Raw genomic sequence first — 16,043 nt, forward strand, 5'->3', positions numbered from 1 at the left:
GTCTTTTTGCGGCGCACATCTGCGCGCCGCGTGCCCTTTCAATGCCCTGCCGACTGCCGCGCCATCGCAACGATGTCGCTTTCCTTGATGGTGCGAATCACCTTCTCTTCCGCACGCAGATCGAGCGAGCGACTCAGCACATAGTAGCTCGCGCCCGCCACGATCAGCCCGACGAGCCATGCAAGGTCGATGCCGTCCATCAGGTGAGCGAAGTAACCCACGAAGATCTCCTTGCCCGATTCGTTATCGACGATGGCGAAGAACGGAACCATTGCCGCGAAGCCGATCAGATACGCAGCAATCCCACGCGCCTGCCACGCGCCGTAGATGCCCTGCGGCGTGAAGAAGTGCGAGATCGCGTAACGCCCTTTACGAACGAAGAAGTAATCGACGAGATTCACGGCGGTCCACGGCACGAGGAAGTACAGCATCAGCACGAGGAACGTGTTGAGCAGCGCGACGCCGTTACCCTTGATCGAAAGCGTGCAGACCAACAGGATCGCGCTGATCGTCATCACCGCGCCAATGCGGGCGCGGCGCGTGGGCTTGATCTTGCGGAACGAGTCGACGCCCGTGAGCAGCGTGAGCATCGCGCTGTACGTATTGAGCGCGATGATCGGCAAGAAGCCCGCCACGGATACGATGACAAGCAGGCTTCCGCAGCCCGGAAACAGCGACGAGCCCACCTGATTCAGCGCGACGAGTGCATCCGAGGCCTTCAGCTGCTGCGCGAGCCATGCGCCGAGACCAATCATCCAGGCACCCGAGAGCGAGGCGCCGAGGAAAATCGCGGAGATCAGCTTCGCACGGCTCGTGTGCTTCGGCAGATAGCGCGAATAGTCGGAGACATACGGCGCGTACGAGATGTTGTAGCTCGCGCCAATCGCGAACTGCGTGAGGAATGCGACCCAGCTGAAGCCAGGATGCGCGGCAGCGGTCACGGCGGGAACGACAGCGGCGCCCTTGCCCGCGCCGAACGCAAGCGCGATCGTCACTAACGCATAGAGCGGCAGCGTCACGATCAGCGCCCACTTGAACGCCTTGTGCATGAGGTCGTGGCCGTAGATCGCGAGCACGCCGCCCGCGAGCGACGCCACGATCGCCACCACGGCAGGGTTCACGCCGAACACGTTCTTCAGGCCGTCCATGATCAGCGAGATGTTCACGACGTTGAAGCCCACGAACACGAAGAGCGTGGCCAGCAGCGCGAGCGCCACGCCGCGATAGCCGAACTGCGCGCGCGACTGGATCATTTGCGGCAGGCCCATCTCCGGGCCTTGCGAGCCGTGGAACGCCATGAAGATGGTGCCGAACATGATGCCGAGTGCGCCGCCGAGCGTGGTCCAGCCGGCCGAAAGGCCCATGCTCGGGCCGACGAAGCCGATCGAGATCGTGAAGAAGTGGAAGTTACCGAGAAACCAGAACGGCCCCTGGCTGCTCAGTTTCGCGTGACGCTCGCGCTCGGGAATGTAGTCGATCGACCGGCTCTCGATTTCGAGCCCGGCCGTCTCGGCCGCGAGGCCGGCGTTTTCGTGAACATTCATGCTGCTTGTCTCCAGATATTCGTAGTGTGTTCAGGCGGCGCAGGGGCGCGAGCGCTCAGTCGCGGCGCTTCACGCCCGGCAGCACGCAAAGCATTTCGAAGGCGAGATTGGCCCCGAGCAGCGCCGTGGTGCCGAACGGGTCGTACGGCGGCGCCACTTCCACGAGATCCGCGCCGACGATATCGAGCCCCCACGAACCGCGGATGATCTCGAGCGCCTGCGGCACGGTCAGCCCGGCGATCTCCGGCGTGCCGGTGCCCGGCGCATAGGCGGGATCGATGCCGTCGATGTCGAAGCTCAGGTAGACCGGACCGCCCTGCACGCGCTCGCGCACTTCTTCCATCAGCGGCGCCAGCGAACGGTTCCAGCATTCCTCGGCCTGCACGACCTTGAAGCCTTGCTGGCGGCACCAGTCGAAGTCCTCGGCCTCGTAGCCGGTCCCGCGCAAGCCGATCTGCACGACGCGATCGCAGTCGAGCAGCCCTTCCTCCACGGCGCGACGAAACGGCGTGCCGTGCGCGATCTTTTCGCCGAACATCGTGTCGTTGACGTCGGCGTGCGCGTCCACATGGATGAGGCCCACGCGACCATGCTTGCGATGAATCGCGCGCAGGATCGGCAGCGTGATCGTGTGATCGCCGCCGAGCGAGATCGGGCGGCAATCGTGTTCGAGGATCGCGTCGTAGGCGGCTTCGATGCGTGTGATCGAGTCGGCGAGATTGTAGGGATTCGTCGCGACGTCGCCGATGTCGGCCACGCGCAGCGAATCGAACGGCGCCGCGCGCGTCGCCATGTTGTACGGGCGCAGCAGCACGGACTCCGAGCGAACCTGACGCGGGCCAAAGCGCGCGCCAGTGCGGTTCGAGGTGCCGAGGTCGAACGGCACGCCCACGAAGCAGGCGTCGAGGCCCGATGCGTTCTCGACCTGCGGCAAGCGCATCATCGTCGCGATCCCGCCGCAGCGGGGCATGGCATTGCCGCTGAGCGGCTGGAAGTATTGATCAGACATTATGGCGCTCCACTTTCATTTACCGTGCCGTATCATTCGAAACGGCCATAGCCGCAGTTGTAAGCGCGCGTCCATGAAAGATGAATAACGATCTCGTCGTTGTTCACATAGACTTCAGTCTATGTATCGAAGTTTTCCCCTGGAGAATCCATGCTCGGCAGCCTGACCGATCTCGACCTGCGCCTGCTGCGCGTCTTCGTTGCCGTGACGGATGCCGGCGGCGTGAGCATTGCGCAGACCACGCTGAACGTGAGCCAGCCCACCATCAGCGCGCAGCTCTCGACGCTCGAAACGCGGCTCGGCTACCGGCTCTGCGAGCGCGGGCGCAGCGGTTTCAGGCTGACGGAAAAAGGGGCGCGCCTTTACGAACTGGCGACCACGCTGCTCGCCGCCGCCGAAGAGTTCACGCTCAAGGCGCGGCACCTGGACCGCAAGCTCGTGGGGACCTTGAGCATCGGCTTGATCGGCCATACGCCGACCAGTCAGAACGCGCGCATCAGCGAGGCGATCGCTTCGTTCCGGCAACGCGACGAAGCGGTGCGTTTCTCGATTTCGGTGAAGTCGCCGGGCGAGCTGGAGGAACAACTGCTCAACGGCGCGACGCAAATTGCGGTCGGCTATTTCTGGCACCGCGTACCGACGCTCGAATACACGCCGCTTTTCATCGAGCGGCAGATCGCGTATTGCGGACGCGGGCATGCGCTGTTCGAACGCGCGGGGCAACTCGATCCGCTAGAGGCCGCGGAATTCGAATGGGTATGGCGCACGTATCCCACACCCGAGGCCCAGCACTCGACGACACAAAGCAAGGTCACCGCGCAGGCCGACAACATGGAGGCCGTTGCCCTGCTGATTCTCTCCGGACACCATCTCGGTTACCTGCCCGAGCAGTTCGCGGCGCCGCATGTGCGGCGTGGCCTGCTCGTCGCGCTCAATCCAAAGCAGCTGAGCTACGAGGTCACGTTTCATGTGGTCACGCAAAAGCGCAATCGGCATAGCCCGATCGTGCGGGCGTTTCTGGAGGACCTGAAGCACGCGCACTTGCACGAGGCCGAAGACGACGCGCAATGAAACGAGCGCGCCCTTCATGCGCCACTTCGGGCTAGAAAGGCGATACCGTTGTCGCCGCCGCTGTCGCGCTCGACGCCGCAGGCGTCCATCGATACACCACGACGCTCGCGGCGTTGTAGTTGTCCTTCGTCACGACGTACTCGCCAGTCGAGCGCAGATAGGCACGCAGGCCATACATCGAATCCACATCGTTGCCCACGTACACCGCATTCGGATTGCTATTGATGAGCGTCGTGTCGATCGCGCCGGTGGTGAGGTTGAAGGCATCAATGTTGGGCACGGTGTGCACGTAACCCACGAACAGATAGTTGCCGGCGGCTGTAATCGACTTGGGATTCGCGCTCGTGAGCGTAATCACCGGATTCGGCGCGCTCGTGTTGCCCGCCAGCCAGCCGTGATACACCTCCACTCGCGTGCCGATCGCAGTCCAGTCGGTAATGCCGGCGTCTTCTCCCGTGAGTATCATCGTGTCGCTTTCGGGCAGGTAGACAATGCGCGTGAGCCGCGAGATCGTGGCGGGAATGGGCGTAGTGAGCGCGGCGCCCCAGAGCGGCTTGCCGGTCGAGTCGAAGCCGGTTAGCGGGTAATGGGAAATGACGTTGGTCTTGTCGAGGCCCACCCAGAGGTCGCCTTTGCTGTCGAGGCAAAAGCCGTTTCGCACCGGGGCCGCCGTATTGAACGCCGCCCCCGGCAGCGTGTAATCGGGAATGGCGATATAGCCGCTTGCCGCGTTGAAGTGGAGGAAATAGAACGTATCGGGATTCTGACCGGCGGCCACGAGAATGCGCTGCCCACCCACACTCGCCACTTGCGCGAAATGCTCGCCGCGCGCGGCGTCTGCGAGATTGATGCGCGGGTCGGAGGGATAGGTGAACGGGTCGATCGTGTTGGCGACGAAAGTGCCGCCAGCCGTGCCCGAATAGATGTTCATGCCACCGTAGAACGTCGCGCCGTCGGTTCCCGGGTCCGGTGCCGCATTGCCTTCGAAGTTGAGCGACTGGAGCTTCCAGCGCAGCGTGCCGGTGCCATCGTAAGCCTGCAGATCCGTGCCGCCGTTGCGGCCCAGGTCCCACGAGCCGCCCCATGGATTGTTCAGCACGTAAAGCGTGCCCGCGGAATCCTTGCCGAGACCGACCACGCGCGTAAAGCGCTTGTCGCCTACCTGCCCCTTGATGCCCGTGGTCGTGTCGAGGTAGCCGCCCCGAATGCCGAACGTGCCCGTTTGGGAAGGCGCGCCTGTTACGCTGAAGTTCTTGATGTTCATGTCGGGACCCGAGTCGCCGATCATCAACTGTGAGGTCTGCGAATCGAAGTACAGCGACGATGGCCGCGCCGTGGATGCCAACTGGATCGTGTTCAGGAGCTGGCCGCCGGCACTGAATTCGAGCACGGCGCCCGCGCTTTTTTGCGCGACCCACAGATTGCCGCTCGCGTCGAGCGCCAGCGCGCCAGGACCCGCCACGCCGATGTCGCGTTGCCAGACGCCATCCGTGGTGTACACGCGCACGCGGTTGCCGGGAAAATCGCTTGCATAGAGCAGCGAGCCGGAGGTCGCGAGTCCGGTGATGACATCGGCAAGCTTTTCGGTCGTATCGGCGCTCACGGCGATCAGCAGGTCGCGCGCGCCGCTCGCGCGGTTGTATCGCCCGACGTTGCCGCTGCCATACGTGGTGTTGTACTGCATCGCGACGAACAGCGAGGTCGTGTTGCCAGTAATCGCGCCGCCCTGGAAGTCGCCGTGGCCGCCGATCGAGCCGAGGCTCTGGCCGTTCTGGTAGATCGCCACGCCGCCTTCGTTTTCATCCCACATCGACGACGTATAGATCACGCCTTCGGGCGCGACCCACATCGAGCGTGCCACGTTGCCCACGTGCGTCGCGTTGGCGCCGTAGGTGTTCGCAATCCAGTCGGTGGTGTATTGCGCTTCGCAAACGGGCGCAACCGTTGCGGTGAGGGCGGCCGTGAGCCATGCTGCGCCGATTCGATGAAAGATCATGAAAGATTCTTTGATTCGTAGACCTTACGGTGCAGGTGTTGAGAGTGCGATGTCGTCACCACGGGCTTCGTAAAAGTTAACGGCAGCCGCGCGGCGAGAATTGAGCGCTTTTTGATTGCGCCCCGATCCGGGCAGATTACAGGCGTAAAAAAAGGCGCGGCGGCCTTCGCCGTCGCGCCTTGCTTTGAACGTATCCGCTCAGTCGCGCGTTAGCAGCACTTCCCGGCGCCCGAGCCATACCGCGCGTTTTGCCGCTCGCGGAAGAACTCTTCGTAGGTCATCACCGGGCGGTCGGGATGCGTCGCGCGCATATGCGCGACGTAGCCCTCATAGTCGGGCAATCCGACCATCAAACGCATGGCCTGGCCGAGATAGCGCCCAGCCGTTTGTACGTTGTCGCGAAGTCCCGAGAACATGGTGTGCTCCGTTCAGTGGCGTAACGCCGATCAGTGCACGCGATTCGCCGCGACCGCAGCGCCGCCAGCCGGCATCGCCTGGTAAGGCGTTTCCTGCACGGTCGGGCGGTCCATGCGGCGTGCACGCGCAATCGCGATCAGCCCGTACACGACAATGCTCACCACCACGAAGATGAACAGGCCCGAAAGCGCGGCATCCACATAGTCGTTGAACACCATGCGTTGCATCTGCTCGAGCGACTTCGCGGGCGCGACGATCTTGCCTTCTGCGATCGCCGCCGAAAGCTTCTGCGCGTGCGCAACGAAGCTCACCTTCGGGTTGCTGTCGAAAATCTTTTGCCAGCCAGCCGTGAGCGTGCAGATGAGCAGCCAGAGCGTCGGCACGGCGGTCACCCATGCGAACTTCTCGCGCTTCATCTTGAAGAGCACGACGGTGCCGAGCATCAGCGCGATTCCGGCGAGCATCTGGTTCGAGATGCCAAAGAGCGGCCACAGCGTGTTGATGCCGCCAAGCGGATCGACCACGCCTTGATACAGGAAGTAGCCCCACGCAGCCACGCACAAGCCCGTGGCGATCAGGTTGGCCGGCAGCGACTCCGTGCGCTTGAGCGAGGGGTGGAACGTGCCGAGCAGGTCTTGCAGCATGAAGCGGCCCGCGCGCGTGCCCGCGTCGACGGCGGTCAGGATGAAGAGCGCTTCGAACAGGATGGCGAAGTGATACCAGAACGCCATCATCGCTTCGCCGCCGATCACCTGGTGCAGGATCTGCGCCATGCCCACGGCCAGCGTGGGCGCGCCGCCCGCACGCGCGACGATGGTCGTCTCGCCTACGGCCTGCGCGGTGTGCGTGAGCATCTCCGGCGTGAGCATGAAGCCCCACTGGCCGACGGTGTGCGCCACGGCGTCCGGCGTCGTGCCGAGCACGGCGAGCGGAGCGTTCATCGCGAAGTACACGCCCGGTTCGATCACCGAAGCAGCCACGAGCGCCATGATCGCGACGAACGACTCCATCAGCATCGCGCCGTAACCGATGAAGCGCGCGTTGGTTTCGTTATCGAGCAGCTTGGGCGTCGTGCCCGACGAGATCAGCGCATGGAAGCCCGACACCGAGCCGCACGCGATCGTGATGAAGAGGAACGGGAACAGGTTGCCCGACCAGACCGGACCCGTGCCGTCGATGAACTTCGTGAAGGCCGGCATCTTCAGTTCCGGCGCGACGATCAGAATGCCGATCGCGAGCGCGAGGATCGTGCCGATTTTCAGGAACGTCGAGAGATAGTCGCGCGGCGCGAGCAGCAGCCACACTGGCAGCACCGAAGCGACAAAGCCATAGCCGATCAGAATCCACGTGAGCTGCGTGCCCGTGAACGTGAACCAGGCGGCGAGCGTGGGCGAATCGTGCACGTGCTGGCCGAAGGCGATGGACGCCATCAGCAGCACGAAACCAATGATCGAGATCTCGCCGATCTTGCCCGGGCGGATGTAGCGAACATAGAGGCCCATGAAGATCGCGATGGGAATCGTCGCGGCCACGGTGAACGTGCCCCACGGCGAGTTCGTGAGCGCCTTCACCACGATCAGCGCGAGCACCGCGAGAATGATGATCATGATGAGGAAGGTGCCGAAGAGGGCGATCACGCCAGGCACGGGGCCCAGTTCCATCTTCACGAGGTCGCCGAGCGAGCGGCCATCGCGGCGCGTGGAGAGGAACAGCACCACGAAGTCCTGCACGGCGCCCGCGAACACCACGCCCGCGAGAATCCACAGCATGCCGGGCATGTAGCCCATCTGCGCGGCGAGTACCGGGCCCACGAGCGGACCCGCGCCCGCGATCGCCGCGAAGTGATGACCGAACAGCACGTACTTGTTGGTGGGCACGAAGTCGAGCCCGTCGTTGTGACGCACGGCCGGCGTCATGCGCAGTCCGTCCAGTTGCAGGACGGTGCTTGCGATGAAACGGCTGTAGAAGCGATACGCGATCAGGTAGACGCACACGGCGCAGATCACGATCCACAGTGCGCTGATTCGCTCGCCGTGCGCGAGCGCGATGGTGCCGAACGCGAAGGCGCCAAGCAGCGCGACCAGCGTCCAGACGACAAAACTGGATGTCCGACTCATGCGGTGTCTCCTGTGTCGACCAGTGTTAGCGCCTAAGCGCTGACTCTGGTCTCATGCAAAGCATTTATGGTTTTGGCTTTTTGCCCAGCGTCAGGACCGGGCCCAGGCGCGCCGGTGAGTGCCAGCGCATGCATGACGCATTGCGCCATGCTGTGGGCGCTAGTATTCGCTTTCAGACCGACAGCCACAACCGGACAACTACGTAAGCGCGCTACGTAGAACTACGTAGGCAGAGCAACGATTCGTTGCGCGCTCAACGATCGACGAAAGCACAGCGCAGCCAAGCCGGGTATCGACCGGCATCGGATGGATCATGACCGGTTCCCGGGAAACGGCGGAAGAATCGCTATCATCGCCGCTCAACAATCTCCATCATTTGAAGACCCGCGCTTTTAAACACCGCGTGGATTGCCGGCCCCGCCGCGCGCGCCCGGTTATGCTTGCAGACTCAGCCCCCGAACACCGTCATGCCCGCCCCATTTTTCTTCGCCGACCGCCGCCTGAAGACGAAAATCTTCCTGCTTGCGGTCGTGCCGTTCCTCGCTGCCATTGCCGGCATTGGGATCGGCGTGCGCCAGCAGGCCACGCAGCTCGCGCAAACGCAGCACGCGACCATGCAAAGCGCCTATCTGTCGAGCAAGGAGATCGAGCTGCGCCACTACGTGGAGCTGGCCACGAGCGCCATCGCGCCGCTCTACGCGCCCGAGGAGAACGCCAGCACCGCGTTGCCCGCGCCCGCCGACGAAGCCGATCGCCAGCTAGCCGCGCTAGCCGTGCTGCAAAAGATGGACTTCGGCCCCGACGGCTACTTCTTCGTGTACGACATGCACGGCCGCTCGCTCATGCATCCGCGCGAGCCCGCGCTCGTCGGCCAGGATCTCTGGAACCTGCGCGACCCGCAAGGCGCGCTCACGATCCAGCAGCTGATTGCCGCGGCCCAGCGCGGCGGCGGCTACGTGCGCTACATGTGGCACCGGCCGTCCACCGGCAAGCTTGCGCCGAAGCTCGGTTACGTGGTGCCGCTGCCGCGCTGGGGCTGGATGATCGGCACCGGCATCTATCTCGACGACGTCGATTCGACGCTCGCGCACATCGACGAGCGCGCCTCCGCGAATATCAGGCACACCATTCAGTGGCTCGGCGTGATCGCGCTCGCGGGCGTGCTCGTGATCGCGCTCGGCGCGCTTGTGCTCAATGTGAGCGAGCACCGCAGCACCGACGCCAAGCTCAAGCGCCTCGCGCAGCAGGTGGTCGAGTCCCAGGAGCAGGAGCGCGCGCGGCTCTCGCGCGAATTGCACGACGGCATTAGCCAGATGCTCGTTTCGGTGAAGCTGCTGCTCGAGTCGGCGCTCGCGCGCTTCGAGCGCGGCGAAACGCGGGTGCCCGCCGCCGAAGCGTCGCTCGCCACCGGTCTCTCGCGGCTTTCGGACACGCTGCGCGAAGTGCGCAGCATCTCGCACGCACTGCGCCCCTCGATGCTCGACGACCTGGGCCTCGCCGCGGCGCTCGAGCAACTCACGCGCGAAATGGCCGAGCAAACGGGTATCGAGATCGCCTTCACGCAAGCCGCGCCGAAGCCTGCGAGCAAAAAGGCGCAAGCGAGCGCGCTGCCCGACGCCGTCAACACGGTGCTCTTTCGCATTGCGCAGGAAGCGCTCACCAACATCGTGCGGCACGCGCAGGCGGCGCGCGCCGCGCTCACGCTCGAAGTCGCGGCGAACGGCGTGACGCTCGGCATCGCCGACAATGGCCGCGGCTTCGACGTGGCGCACGCACTGGCCGACCCGCGCGCGGGCCTGGGCCTGCGCAACATGCGCGAGCGGCTGGAGTCGCTGGGCGGCCGCCTCGACATCACCTCGCAGCCTGGCCATACGCTCGTCACCGCATGGGTGCCTGTTGCGCCTAATGCCGCGCCGAAAGCCGCCGCCGTATCCAGAACGCCGACATGACGATGACGAATGCAAACGTGAACGAATCAAAGAGCCCCGACGCGAGGCCCGCGCGCCTCATCCTCGTGGACGACCATCCGCTCGTGCGCGACGGCCTGCGCGCACGGCTCGAAGCCGTGCCGGGTTTCGAGGTGGCAGGCGAGGCCGGCAACGCCGACGAGGCCATCGCGCTCGCCGCGTCGCTCGAACCCGATCTCGTGCTGATGGACGTGGGCATGGCCGGCGTGAACGGCATCGCGCTTGCGGGCCTCTTCCACGAGCGCTTTCCGGCCATCCGCGTGCTCATGCTTTCGATGCACGACAACGTCGAATACGTGACCGAGGCGGTGCGCGCGGGCGCGAGCGGTTACGTGCTAAAGGATTCGCCGGCCACCGAGATCATCCGGGCGATCGAGGCGGTGCTGGCCGGCCGCACGTATTTCAGCGCGGGGTTGAGTGCACGCATGATCCAGGCGTCGGCGCGCAGCACGCCGGTGGAGCGGCTCACGCCGCGCGAGCGGGACATTCTCGACGCACTGGCACAAGGGCTATCGAGCAAGCAGATCGCGCAGCGCGAGGGGCTCTCGGTGCGCACAGTGGAAACCCACCGGCTCAATCTCAAGCGCAAGCTGGAGATCGAAGGCCAGGCGGAGTTGATCAAGTTCGCGGTGGAGCACCGCAGGAAGTGAAAAGGGCGCTTCGGATCAACCGAAGCGCCCTCAGAGGCACAATGCGTGTGCAACCACAGATTGGCGATCAGCTGCGCGCGTTGTGGTCGACGAGGAACTTGATAAGGCCGTCGATGCCGCCCTTGGCGATCTGGTCGGCAAACTGCGTCTGGTAGACCTGGATCAACCACGCGCCCATCATGTTGATGTCGTAAATCTTCCAGCCGCTCGGTGTTTGCGTGAGGCGGTAGTCGATGGCGTCGTCGCCGCCGTTGCTGATCACATGCGACTGCACCACGGTGTCCTTTGCGCCCGCACCCGTGTTCGACGGCGCGAACTTGAAGTTCACCTGCGTATCGCGAAGTTGCGAGAGCGACGAAGCGTACGTTTTCACGAGCAGGAGTTGAAATTGCTCATACAGCTTCTGCTGCTGTTCGGGCGTGGCCGTCGCCCAGGGTTTGCCAACGGCGATACGCGTGGTGCGTTTGAAGTCGGTGGCGGGAACGAAATGGGTCTCGACCACCTGGGTGATCTTGTTCATGTCGCCGCCGCGTGCCTGCGGGTCGGCCTGCATCGCCTTCACGGTGCCTTCCACGGCAGCCTTGACGGTGGCGTCCGGCGAGGTCTGCGCGAACGCGGCGCCCGAAACGCCCGTGAAACAGGCGGCGACGATAAATGCGGTCAGGTAACGTTTCATACGCTCTTCTGGAACAGTGAAATTCAGGCGCCGGTACAGTGCGATTCAGTGCGGTTCGGTGCGTGCGCTTTGCGCGCATTCACGCAACTGTCGCGCGGCCGGCTGAGCCAGTATAACGGCTTTGGCGCACACGCTGCCGGGGCGCCGCCTCACGCTCGGCGTGCATGAGCCGCGCCAGGACGGGCGGGGCCGGTATACTTGTGCGTTTCGCGTCAAAGAACCCCATTGACAGGGCCCCCTCGCCTGTATGCTGAAGCCATTCATCATTAGCCTCGTCGCCTGGTCGGTGCGCCGCGCGGCGTGGGTGATCGCACTTGCGATCGTGCTCGCCGTGCTGAGCGGCGTGTACGTCGCAAGGCATTTCAAGATCAACACCGACGTCAGCGGTCTCGTCGAGAACACGGCCGAATGGGCCGCGTTGAGCGAAGCCAAGGACAAGGCGTTCCCGCAGCGTGCAAGCTCGCTGCTCGTGGTTGTCGAGGCCGACGCGCCCGAGCTCGCCGACGCCGCCGCCGACAAGCTCGCGCAGGCGCTCAAAGCCGACTCGCGCGAATTCAGCGCCGTCTCGCAGCCCGCGGGCGGCCCGTTCTTCCAGCACAACGGCCTGCTTTTTCCGTCCACCGCCACCGTGCTCTCGACCACGGGCCAGCTCGTGCAGGCGCGCCCGCTCGTGAACCAGCTCGCGAAGGACCCAAGCCTCGCGGGTCTGGCCGGCACGCTCACGACCACGCTGCAGTTGCCGCTCACGATCGGCCAGATCAAATTGCCGCAAATGGCAAGCCTGCTGGGCAGCGCCGCCAATGTCGTCGACGACGTCCTGGCCGGCAAGCCCGCTGCGTTCTCGTGGCGCGCGCTCGTCGACAAGGACTCGGCCACGAAGCCCGCGTTCGCATTCATCACCGTGCAGCCGGTGCTCAATTTCGCCGCACTCAAGGCGGGCGCGAACGCAGCGCAGGCGATCCGCGAGACCGCCGCCTCGCTTCATCTCGACACCGAATTCGGCGCGCGCGTGCGCCTCACGGGCGAACAGCCGCTCGCCGACGACGAATTCGCCTCGGTGCAGGACGGCGCCGCGCTCAACGGCGTGATCACGATCATCGTCGTGCTCGCCATCCTGTGGCTCGCGCTGCGCTCGGGCAAGCTGATCGGCGCCACGCTCATCACGCTCGTGATCGGCCTCGTCATCACGGCCGCGCTCGGCCTCATGATGATCGGCTCGTTCAACATGCTCTCGGTCGCGTTCATGGTGCTGTTCGTGGGGCTAGGCGTCGATTTCGGCGTGCAGTTCGGCGTGAAGTATCGCGAGGAGCGCTTTCAGGACGAGCGGCTCGACGCCGCGCTCCTCAAGACCGCGCGCACCATCGGCGTGCCGCTCACGCTCGCGGCGATCGCCGTGGCCGAAAGTTTCTTTTCCTTCCTCCCAACCGCGTACAAGGGCCTCTCGGAACTCGGACAGATCGCGGGCGTGGGCATGTTCGTGGCGTACATCTGCAACATGACGGTGCTGCCTGCGCTCATTCGCGTGTTCAACCCGAAGGGCGAGCGCGCCTCGCCTGGCTTCGCGTTCCTCGCACCGGTCGACAAATGGCTCGCCGAGCATCGCAAGCCGGTGCTGCTCACCACGCTCGTCGTCATCGTGGGCGCGACGCCCTTGCTGCTGCATCTGCGCTTCGACTTCAATCCGCTGCATTTGAAGGATCCGCATACCGAGTCGATGGCGACGCTGCTCGCGCTGAAGGACTCGCCCGTCATCTCGATCAACGACGTGAGCGTGCTCGCGCCGTCGCTCGAAGAAGCCGACAAGATCGCCGCGCGGCTCTCGAAGCTGCCGGAAGTGGCGCGTGCGACGACGCTCAGCACGCTCATTCCCGACGATCAGCAGCAAAAGCTCATGCTGATCTCGAGCGCCGCGCAGCAGCTTCTGCCTGCGCTCACGCAGCAGCCGTCCACGCCCGTGACCGACGAGGTGCGTGTGCAGACGCTCAAGCGCGCGGCCAACCAGCTCTCGCTCGCCGCGAGCGACCATCCCGGGCCGGGCGCGGCCGAGGCGAAGCATCTGTCCGACTCGCTCAACAAGCTCGCAAGCGCGAGCCCGGCCACGCGAGACCGCGCGGAAACCGCTTTCAGCCTCACGCTCAAGCTCGCGTTTGCGCAGCTCGCGCGCCTCTTGCAACCCTCGGAAATCACGCGTGAAAATCTGCCGCCCGAGATGGTGCGCGACTGGGTGGCGCCGACTGGCCAGGCAATCGTGGACGTGGCGCCGCGCGTGCCGCCCGGTGTCGATTCCAACGACGACGCGATGCTCGCGCGCTTTGCACACGCTGTGAAGGCGGCGGAACCGAACGCGATCGGTGGCCCGATCTCGATCCTGCACTCGGCGAACGTGATCATCCTCGCGTTCTTCCAGGCGGCGGGGTGGTCGGTCCTGCTGATCACGGCGCTCCTCTGGATCACGCTGCGCAATTTCGGCGACGTGCTGCGCACGCTCATTCCTCTGCTGGTATCGGCGCTCGTTACGCTCGAACTGTGCGTCGTGTTTGGAATTCAGCTAAATTTCGCGAACATCATCGCGCTTCCCCTGATGCTCGGCGTCGGCGTCGCGTTCAAAATCTATTTCGTGATGGCCTGGCGCGCGGGGCAAACCGGCCTCCTGCATTCGAGCCTCACGCACGCGGTGCTCTTTTCCGCCGCGACCACGGCCACGGCGTTCGGGAGCCTGTGGCTATCGCATCATCCGGGCACCTCGAGCATGGGCAAGCTGCTCGCGCTGTCCTTGTTCTGTACGCTGATCGGCGCCGTGGTGTTCCAGCCGGTGCTGATGGGCAAACCGCGCGCAAAACGCGCGAGAGCTGAAATTCAGGGGATCGATCAATGAAGAAGAAACAAGCCGCGCTCACCATGGCGGCGGCGGGCCTGGCGCTCCTCGTGACGTCGGGTTGCGCCACGGGCCCCGACCGCAAGCCGGGCGATCCGTTCGAGCCCGCGAATCGCGCGATTTTCACGTTTAACGACAAACTCGACACCTACATTGCGCAGCCGGTCGCCAAGGGCTACCAGAAGGTGACGCCGCAGCCGCTGCGCCAGGCGATCACGAACTTCTTCTCGAACATCGGAGACGTCGACAACTTCGCAAATAACGTGCTGCAGCTGAAGATCACCGACGCCGTCGAGGATCTCATGCGTATCGCGATGAACACGACCTTCGGTCTGGGCGGCCTGATCGACTTCGCGACGGCAGCGGGGCTGCCCAAGCATCATCAGGACTTCGGCCTCACGATGGGCCACTACGGGATGCCGGCCGGCCCGTATCTCGTGCTGCCGCTGTTCGGGCCAAGCTCGGTGCGCGACGGTATCGGCATGGCCGTGGACGTGAAGTTCAACGTCATCAACTACTTTGAGCCAGCGGTGCGCAATCCGATGTATCTCGCGCAGTTCATCAGCGCGCGGGCGGACCTGCTCGGCGCAACCGACCTGCTCAAGCAGGCGGCGCTCGACCCGTATTCGTTCGTGCGCGACGCGTACCGCCAGCAGCGCGAATCGCTGATTCGCGGCGGACGTGCCGGCAACAATGCGCCGCTGCCCAATTACGGCGAGCCGGGCGACGAAGGTGGCGAGGGCAAGCCGAACGAGAACGGCGCGCCCAATTATGAGGATCCAGGCGAGTCGGGCGGTGCGGGTGGTGCTGCCACTGGCGCGACTGGCGCTTCAAATAATGGTCTGCCGAATTACGACGATCCGGGCGAGGGGAGCACGGCTGCAACAGCGGCTGTCGCCGGTGCGGGTGCTGCTGCGACGGCGGGTACGGCCGCTTCCGCACCGGCTACGGCATCGGCGCCGGTTGCGGCTTCGGCTGCCGCGCCGGCTTCGGGTGTGACGGCGGTGCCTGCGACACCGGCGTCGGCGCCCTGAACCCGGTATAGCGACGGCCTGCTTCTGGCGGGCAGCATGCAAACGCAAAAAAAACCCGGCAACCTTTTCAGATTGCCGGGTTTTTCATTCATCCGTGCATACCGCTCAGTGCACCGAAGCGTCTTCGCTCTCGGCCAGGCGCTCGGCCTCGTTTGCCGCCGCCAACGCCGTGGCGTCCGCCGACGTCTGCACGGTCTCGCGATAGCGTTCGTACGCTTCGTCGGCGTAGCGGATGCGTTCGCGGCCGTGCGGGGCGGGCACGCCGTCCGCGCCGAGGTTCACGAACACCATCTTTTCGATCGTCAAAATGCTCTTGCGCGTGATCTTGTTGCGCACTTCGGCGCGCAGCGTGATCGACGTGCGGCCGAACTCCGTGGCCGTTATCCCAAGCTCGATGATGTCGCCCTGACGCGCCGAACTCACGAAGTTGATCTCAGACATGAACTTGGTCACCACGCGCTGGTTGTCGAGCTGGCAGATCGCGTAGATCGCCGCTTCTTCGTCGATCCAGCGCAGCAGACTGCCGCCGAACAACGTGCCGTTCGGATTCAGGTCTTCAGGCTTGACCCACTTGCGAGTATGAAAATTCATGGCTGGTAACTCCCCGAAATGTGATTCGCCCCCAATTCGTGGAAACAAATATAGGGTTAACACTGAGATGTTACCAGAGATAGGGGTTTACCCTAG

Annotated in this window: 12 protein-coding genes; 5 read left to right on the forward strand and 7 right to left on the reverse strand. The window is 64.4% G+C overall.

The window, feature by feature from the left end:
* Positions 1-38: 38 nt before the first annotated feature.
* On the reverse strand, positions 39-1,544 hold the full coding sequence (locus U5A57_RS13955; protein WP_321911695.1) for a purine-cytosine permease family protein: 1,506 nt from the start codon (positions 1,542-1,544) through the stop codon (positions 39-41).
* 55 nt (positions 1,545-1,599) lie between these two features.
* Positions 1,600-2,553 (reverse strand): agmatinase, encoded by a 954-nt coding sequence (gene speB, locus U5A57_RS13960; protein ID WP_321911697.1) that lies wholly within the window; start codon positions 2,551-2,553, stop codon positions 1,600-1,602.
* Between the two features lie 150 nt (positions 2,554-2,703).
* Here speB and U5A57_RS13965 point away from each other — a divergent pair, with 150 nt between their 5' ends.
* The gene (locus U5A57_RS13965; RefSeq protein ID WP_321911699.1) at positions 2,704-3,624 is read left to right on the forward strand and encodes a LysR family transcriptional regulator; all 921 of its coding nucleotides are present in this window, start codon (positions 2,704-2,706) and stop codon (positions 3,622-3,624) included.
* A gap of 31 nt (positions 3,625-3,655) precedes the next feature.
* Here U5A57_RS13965 and U5A57_RS13970 read toward each other — a convergent pair whose 3' ends face one another.
* The 3 genes from U5A57_RS13970 to U5A57_RS13980 form a co-directional block, all read right to left on the reverse strand.
* Positions 3,656-5,620: an SMP-30/gluconolactonase/LRE family protein gene (locus U5A57_RS13970; protein ID WP_321911700.1), complete on the reverse strand. Its 1,965-nt coding sequence runs from the start codon at positions 5,618-5,620 to the stop codon at positions 3,656-3,658.
* A 209-nt stretch (positions 5,621-5,829) separates the two neighbouring features.
* A complete protein-coding gene (locus U5A57_RS13975) occupies positions 5,830-6,036 on the reverse strand; it encodes a YbdD/YjiX family protein (protein WP_321911701.1) in 207 nt (68 codons plus the stop codon).
* A gap of 30 nt (positions 6,037-6,066) precedes the next feature.
* Positions 6,067-8,154, reverse strand: coding sequence for a carbon starvation CstA family protein (locus U5A57_RS13980; protein WP_321911703.1), 2,088 nt, complete (start codon positions 8,152-8,154; stop codon positions 6,067-6,069).
* Between the two features lie 467 nt (positions 8,155-8,621).
* Here U5A57_RS13980 and U5A57_RS13985 point away from each other — a divergent pair, with 467 nt between their 5' ends.
* Both U5A57_RS13985 and U5A57_RS13990 read left to right on the forward strand, forming a co-directional pair.
* On the forward strand, positions 8,622-10,103 hold the full coding sequence (locus tag U5A57_RS13985) for a cache domain-containing protein (protein ID WP_321911704.1): 1,482 nt from the start codon (positions 8,622-8,624) through the stop codon (positions 10,101-10,103).
* A 17-nt stretch (positions 10,104-10,120) separates the two neighbouring features.
* Positions 10,121-10,771 carry a response regulator gene (locus U5A57_RS13990; RefSeq protein WP_415764425.1) on the forward strand — a complete coding sequence of 217 codons (651 nt, stop codon included), beginning with the start codon at positions 10,121-10,123 and terminating at the stop codon, positions 10,769-10,771.
* A 67-nt stretch (positions 10,772-10,838) separates the two neighbouring features.
* Here U5A57_RS13990 and U5A57_RS13995 read toward each other — a convergent pair whose 3' ends face one another.
* On the reverse strand, positions 10,839-11,447 hold the full coding sequence (locus U5A57_RS13995; protein ID WP_321911706.1) for an ABC transporter substrate-binding protein: 609 nt from the start codon (positions 11,445-11,447) through the stop codon (positions 10,839-10,841).
* 247 nt (positions 11,448-11,694) lie between these two features.
* On the opposite strand from U5A57_RS13995, the gene U5A57_RS14000 reads away from it, so the two are divergent.
* Positions 11,695-14,322 carry an MMPL family transporter gene (locus tag U5A57_RS14000; RefSeq protein WP_321911707.1) on the forward strand — a complete coding sequence of 876 codons (2,628 nt, stop codon included), beginning with the start codon at positions 11,695-11,697 and terminating at the stop codon, positions 14,320-14,322.
* A complete protein-coding gene (locus U5A57_RS14005) occupies positions 14,319-15,356 on the forward strand; it encodes a VacJ family lipoprotein (protein ID WP_321911709.1) in 1,038 nt (345 codons plus the stop codon). The genes U5A57_RS14000 and U5A57_RS14005 overlap by 4 nt, the downstream gene beginning before the upstream one ends.
* Before the next feature lie 105 nt (positions 15,357-15,461).
* Here the strand turns inward: U5A57_RS14005 and U5A57_RS14010 are convergent, their stop codons facing one another.
* Positions 15,462-15,947 carry an acyl-CoA thioesterase gene (locus tag U5A57_RS14010; RefSeq protein WP_321911710.1) on the reverse strand — a complete coding sequence of 162 codons (486 nt, stop codon included), beginning with the start codon at positions 15,945-15,947 and terminating at the stop codon, positions 15,462-15,464.
* Positions 15,948-16,043: the final 96 nt, after the last annotated feature.

The organism is Paraburkholderia sp. J11-2 (assembly GCF_905220185.1).
Lineage (GTDB): Bacteria > Pseudomonadota > Gammaproteobacteria > Burkholderiales > Burkholderiaceae > Paraburkholderia.